This window comes from Rubritalea tangerina, assembly GCF_042683245.1.
In the GTDB taxonomy this organism is placed as follows: Bacteria; Verrucomicrobiota; Verrucomicrobiia; order Verrucomicrobiales; family Akkermansiaceae; genus Rubritalea; species Rubritalea tangerina.
Genome location: NZ_JBHUJB010000047.1, coordinates 71,703 through 77,702 on the forward strand (window position 1 = coordinate 71,703; position 6,000 = coordinate 77,702).

Annotated in this window: 5 protein-coding genes; 2 read left to right on the forward strand and 3 right to left on the reverse strand. The window is 49.4% G+C overall.

Features of this window, described 5'->3' with window-relative positions:
• Positions 1-170: 170 nt before the first annotated feature.
• Positions 171-668: a DUF5362 family protein gene (locus tag ACFSW8_RS11920; protein WP_377087556.1), complete on the reverse strand. Its 498-nt coding sequence runs from the start codon at positions 666-668 to the stop codon at positions 171-173.
• 190 nt (positions 669-858) lie between these two features.
• Here ACFSW8_RS11920 and ACFSW8_RS11925 point away from each other — a divergent pair, with 190 nt between their 5' ends.
• Complete coding sequence (locus ACFSW8_RS11925; protein WP_377178326.1) at positions 859-2,169, forward strand: DUF5690 family protein; 1,311 nt, start codon at positions 859-861, stop codon at positions 2,167-2,169.
• A 164-nt stretch (positions 2,170-2,333) separates the two neighbouring features.
• Positions 2,334-3,566, forward strand: coding sequence for a threonine/serine exporter family protein (locus ACFSW8_RS11930; protein WP_377178328.1), 1,233 nt, complete (start codon positions 2,334-2,336; stop codon positions 3,564-3,566).
• On the opposite strand, the gene ACFSW8_RS11935 is transcribed toward ACFSW8_RS11930, so the two are convergent.
• Both ACFSW8_RS11935 and fbaA read right to left on the reverse strand, forming a co-directional pair.
• A complete protein-coding gene (locus ACFSW8_RS11935) occupies positions 3,563-4,024 on the reverse strand; it encodes a M50 family metallopeptidase (RefSeq protein WP_377178330.1) in 462 nt (153 codons plus the stop codon). The two genes, ACFSW8_RS11930 and ACFSW8_RS11935, sit on opposite strands and share 4 nt — an antisense overlap.
• Positions 4,025-4,276: 252 nt before the next feature.
• Positions 4,277-5,305: a class II fructose-bisphosphate aldolase gene (fbaA, locus tag ACFSW8_RS11940; RefSeq protein WP_377087551.1), complete on the reverse strand. Its 1,029-nt coding sequence runs from the start codon at positions 5,303-5,305 to the stop codon at positions 4,277-4,279.
• Positions 5,306-6,000: the final 695 nt, after the last annotated feature.

The following is a 6,000-nucleotide window of genomic DNA, read 5'->3' on the forward strand; positions in this document are numbered from 1 at the left end:
ATGATTGTTAGGTTATGGATTGGGCTACGCCATCGTTTAGGAGTTTCGGCTGCTTTTGCCGTTTCTCTGTGTCATTCGTCGGTCATGGTGGACGCACCACTTCTTTCTCATTCCTTGAGAAACGGCAAAATCAGCTCGAAAATACCACCAGAAACTTTTGCTCATTGGTATTAGAGTGGCTGAAGGATGCTGAATTCGGCTTTACTGAGGAGGAAGCCTGCGAATATCAGGACACTGAGGTAGAGTAAGATCATGAGGATGGCTAGGATTCCACAGAACTTCCAGAAGCTACGTTGTTGATCTAGGGCTGCAGCAAGATCGAGAGATGATTCTGTCTCGATGAGTCTTTTGATGGCTTTGCTGTATTTGTGTAGTTTGATGCAAGGGAAGAGGTAGAGTAGGCCGAGAGTGATGTAGAGGGCCCCCATAGCAGTGAGGTTATCAGGGACGCTCAGTTGCAGGTTTTCTTTGAGGCCTGGGAGCCCTAGAAGCATGAAGAGGCCGGATAAGGAAGTCAGGCAGCAGGCGAGGTAGCCGAGGCCGGCGATGAAGAGCACCCACCCTCTGGTGAGTCTTAGTTGTTCGATCACCTGCTCCGAAATGCCTTCTTTACTCACCAGACTGGGGTTGCTGGTGGGAGCCGAGTAGGGCTTTTCCGGAGAAGTCATTTCCATGATCTACTAGTAAAGTGGAGAAGGGGTAGAGGGGTCAATCAGGAACTTGTTGTATGGGAGCAATGCTGGCAGCCTAGGCTCTGTGTGTTATGTTAGATCGGGTGAGGTTTGGTTATGTGGATGTCACGCTGTTGTCACAATGTTGTGGTTTTGGGAGGCGTTTCCATGTTGGTTAATATCACAAATGATAATAAATCGTGCAATTTTGTGGAATGGATTGGCAGTGATGGCGGCATTTTTGACGTATTACTGCATGTATGCATTTCGCAAGCCATTCTCCGTATTGGAGTATGATATGGAGTGGTTAGGTATGGGCTTGAAGGAGGTGGTGGTGATTTCTCAGATATTGGGTTATACGGCGGCAAAGTTTATTGGGACTCGTTTGTGTTCGGGGTTGCATCGCGAGAATGTGTTTCAGGGATTATTGGGGTGTATTGTGGGGGCTTTACTGAGTTTATGGATGATGGCGTTGTTGCCGATGGAGTGGGCGATCGTCTGTTTATTTTTCAATGGCTTGTCACTTGGGATGGTATGGGGGATGGTGATGCGCCCATTAGAGGGGAGGAATGCTTCTGAGTTCTTAATGGCGGGGTTATGTTGTTCGTTTATTGTGGCTAGTGGGGATGTGAAGTCGGCAGGTAAGTGGTTGTTAGGTGAAAGTTGGTTTCAGCAATGGAGTGGTGGCAATGCGCTATGGATGCCATTTGCGTTAGGGGTGTTTTATCTTATCCCGTTTGGTTTGGCGGCGTATTTGCTGACCCGTTTGCCGAAGCCAAGCGCGGAGGATATCGCTGCGCGTAGTGAGCGGCATGCGATGAGTGGGGAGGAATGCAGGCATTTTTTGAGAAGTTGCTCTAGAGTTTTGGTGCCTCTGGCTTTGGTGTATTTTATGCTGACAGCATACCGAGATTACCGGGATAATTTTCAGGCTGATCTTCTCATTGAGTTGGGAGAGGGGTCGACGGATATCTTTTCGGTTGTTGAGCGCAGGGTGGCATTTTTTGTGATTGTGGTAACTGGTTTGCTGATACTGTTTCGGAATCATTTAAATGCCTTGAGGGCGTCGATGTCGGTGATGGTTTTGGGCTTAGTGATGTGCGTGGTGGTGACAGTGCTGCGGCAGAGTGGAACGGTGAGCCCTATGGTATGGATGATGCTGACAGGGGTGGGAGCGTACTTATGTTACATCCCCTTCAACTGTATCTTGTTTGAAAGGATCGTGGCTCTGACGAAGTCTCCAGGAAATGCGGTATTTGCGATCATGCTATTTGACGGGGTGGGGTATTTGGGTTCGATTGGGCTGACAGCTATTAGTGGGGTGTTAGAAACGAAAAGCCGCGTGCAATTCTTTGATCACTACACGTGGGTGATCGGAGTGCTGGGTATTACAGCTTTACTGTGGAGTATGGTGAATCTGAGAAGGTTGAGCTTAGCTCACGAGGGGGAGAAAAGTGAGAGCTGCGTAGGCGCTGGGGGTGTGAAGTCCTGTGCCTAGAGTTGTGAAATTCAAACATAGGTCATTCATTCCTTAGGCGATAGGTTCTGGGGGGATCAGTGGGTGAGTCTCGTTAGCTTTTTGCTTCATTCTTGGTAGAGAGCGGCTATAGAGAGATTTGTGCAGCTTTATCCATCCAGAGGGGTGGGTGGTACTTATGGGACATGAATCAGGATACTTACATAGCGAGGACACGCTTTGTCTCCGAAGTGGGACTGAGTTTGCATGCCTGTGGGGCGACGAGTCAGAGGATTGAGCGTCACCTGAAGAGTTTATGTGCGTTATTGGAGGTGCATGGAACGTTCTTATCTACCCCAACTTCGTTTACATTTTGTTATTGTTTGGACGACCCGACTGAGCAGCGGGTGCAAATTGAGAGGATTGAGCCGAGCGATGGTGATTTAGGCAGGTTAGAAATTATTGATGCCTTGGTGAATCGCTTTGAGTCGCATGAATTGGACTTTGAGGAAATGTGTGTGGCATTTCGCGCATTAGACCCACAGCAGAGCTATTATGGGAAGTGGATGCAAGCGGTGGCATGGGGGGTATTGAGTGTGAGCTTTGCGGGGTTATTTACAGTGGTGCTCTCTGATTGTATTGCAGCTGGGGGGATCTCCCTTTTGGTGTTTTTGTTAGCTCAAATTGGTGGGAAGTCGCAGCGCTTGGAGCCAGTGATAGAGATCATCGTTTCTATCGTGGCAGGAGTGTGTGCGGCGGTGTTGGGATGGATGGGATTTGTGATGAATGTGCCTCTAGTGGTATTATCGTCAGTGATCGCTTTTATTCCGGGTTTATCACTGACAGTGGCTTTGAGTGAAATTGCTGAGAGGGCCTTGGTTTCTGGGACTTCAAAGTTGGTGCACGCCTTGATGGGGCTCTGTAAGCTCTATGTAGGTGCGTTGTTAGGGGTGGGAGTCATCAGCATTATTTTACCACTATCAGGAGCTTTTGAAACTGAGGGTGTCATGTTATTACCTGAATGGAAGACGATGCCATTGGTGGTATTTTTGTCCCTTTCTCTGACATTGATATTTAATATTAGGCCGAAGCTAGCAGCTTGGTGTTTGGCAGCTTCCTTATTAGGTTTTAGCACAGCTCAATGGGCGAGCGGTAATTTAGGTGTGGCGGCGGGGATGTTTTTAGGAGCATTTGTCGTGGGAACTTTTTCAAATGGTTTTGCGAACCGTACGAACCGGCCTGCTTCGATCGTTCTCACTCAGGGGTTGATTGTGTTGGTTCCGGGGAGTGCTTCCTATATGGTTTTGGATTCTTGGATCACAGGTCAAAATATGTTGGGCAAAGTGACGAGCATGCACGAAGCGTTTCTAACGTTCATTTCGCTGGTGATTGGTTTGTTGTTAGCCAATGCAATACTGCCTTCTCGCAAAGCGCTCTAGGGGTGTTTCTTTTGAGCTTCTTCTAGGTGGTGGCGTGCAGCTCGGCCACTGATGGATGCATGCTCTAGCAATTCCTTTGCGATGTTTTTGACGGCGGACCAAGTTGCTTTTTGTGAGAGCAAGTGCTGTGTTTTATCTAGGGTTTTTTGGATGAGTTTGTTGGCTTGTTTAGGATTGCCAGCACGTGAGAGGGCAAGTTTTTCAACCATTTGGAGGTCTTGGCTGGCACCTACGAGATTGTATTTTCCGGTGATGCGAGCTTCTGCGGCCATCCCTGCGAGGAGGATGAGCATTTCGGCCTCTAATTTGTCTTGGACTTGCTTTGCTCGTCCTTTTTGCATGGTGACGGCACCGAGTCTATTTTGAGAGGGCACGATGCTTACTTTTTGGATCGTGCGCCCCATCAGGAGGGCCATGACAGCATGACCGGCTTCGTGGAATGCCGTGGCTTCAGACATGGCTTAAGCGAAGCCGGATGTGAGAGAACATGCAAACGGAATCTCTCATGGGGGAGGGCTTCATTTCTGTACTAAATGGTTTGAGCTTTTATTTGATCTGGGAAGCACGCAATTGATTGGAGTGGGGATTTTGAGAGGATATTTGTTCGGTTGCACGAAAAAGCCCCATTCGGCGAGTCACCGAATGGGGCTAATAAATATTCAAGGCAGTGGTTCAGTTAGGAACTGGGCACTGCTGATAGTATTGTGAGCTTACTTTTTGTAGATGGACTTTCCTGTGGAGAGGAGGTCGTCACATGCTTCTTTCATGCGCTCACAGAGGCCTTGTTCACCGAGCTTGAGGTAAGCGCGTGGGTCATAGGTCTTTTTATTACCGACTTCACCATCGATCTTGAGGACGCCTTCGATGTTTTGGCAGATGTGGCTCACGACTGGGCGGGTGAACGCGTACTGGGTGTCAGTATCGATGTTCATTTTGACGACGCCGTACTCGAGAGTTTCGCGAATTTCTTCGAGTGTGGAGCCAGAGCCGCCGTGGAAGACGAGGTCCATTTCAGCCTCAGCACCGTATTTGTCGGTCACTACTTTTTGGCCGTCGCGGAGGATGGTTGGTTTGAGCTTTACGGAACCTGGCTTGTATGCGCCGTGGACGTTGCCGAAAGTGGCAGCGAACATGAAGCGGCCGAGGCCGTTCAGTTCTTCGTAGACCTGAAGCATTTCTTCAGGTGAGGTATAAAGTTTTTCAGCTGGGAGGCCAGATGTGTCGTGACCGTCTTCTTCACCCCCTACGCAGCCAGCTTCGATTTCGAGGATGATACCGAGTTCGGCACATTCTTTGAGGAGGCCTTTAGAGATTTCGAGGTTTTCGTCGAGTTCGACAACGGAGCCGTCGAACATGTGGGACTGGAAGAGTGGGCCTTTGCCTTCAGCGATGCGCTTACGGGATTCGTCGAGGAGTGGACGAAGGAAGCTATCGACTTTTTGTGGGTGGCAGTGGTCGGTGTGAAGAGCGACGAGGATGTCGTACTTTTCAGCGAGGCGGTGTACGGCTTCAGCGAGGACGATCGCACCGTATGCTTCGTCTTTCACGGCTGTACCGGAGGCGAAGGCGCCGCCGCCAGTGGAAACTTGGATGATACCATCAGAGCCTGCTTCAGCGAATGCCTTGAGGGCACCGTTGGCAGTGGTAAGTGATGTGATGTTGATAGCTGGGTATGCGTAGCCGCCCTTCTGAGCAGCATCCAGCATTTCTGCGTATTGTTGTGGTGTTGCAACTGGCATGTCGCGGCTTTATCCCATGTGTCCATGATGTGCAAGGGCTTAGATGGGAAAGCTTTGTCAGCGATGGAGGGAAATGCGCGATCGTTAGTGTCATTGTCGCAGCTAGAACCACAGTCACTTCCAGAGTTTACGCCGAGTTCACTGGGGGCAGATACTTGGAATGAGCTATCAACTGCATTATCAAAAATGACGGCTAACACGAAGAGAATGCCGATAATTACAAAGCTGTGTGTGCTGTCGGTAGGGATGATCAGGTTCGCAGGAATGAGCGGCGGAGATGTGTGGAGTGGGAGGCAATCAGGGGGAAGGTGGCAGCTAGGAGCAGCTAGGGGGGCTGGATCGTGGCTGTGGAGATGTGCTCTAGAAATGGGATGATTCTGGCGGGGGGAAGCGGGCTGAAATGTTTGGTGCAGCTTAGTAATATGTGGGAGTGGGGACTCTTTTGTCAGCTCGATCTTGAAAGTTTGTATCATCCACAATGTTGAGGATCTTTTCATGCTTGTAAGGTTTTATGAATCAGGTCAGGTATATAGCATGCGTGTTGCTTGTTTCTTCTTATATTTTTCCTCATTGCTATCAGTTGTTGGTTTCCCAAGTGGAGCGTGGAATGGTCAATTCTGGGACAGGGATGAATGGCACGGACTTAAGCGGTTTTTCGGTGTTTTAAAGTAGTCAGGAAAAGTCGGATAGGCTTG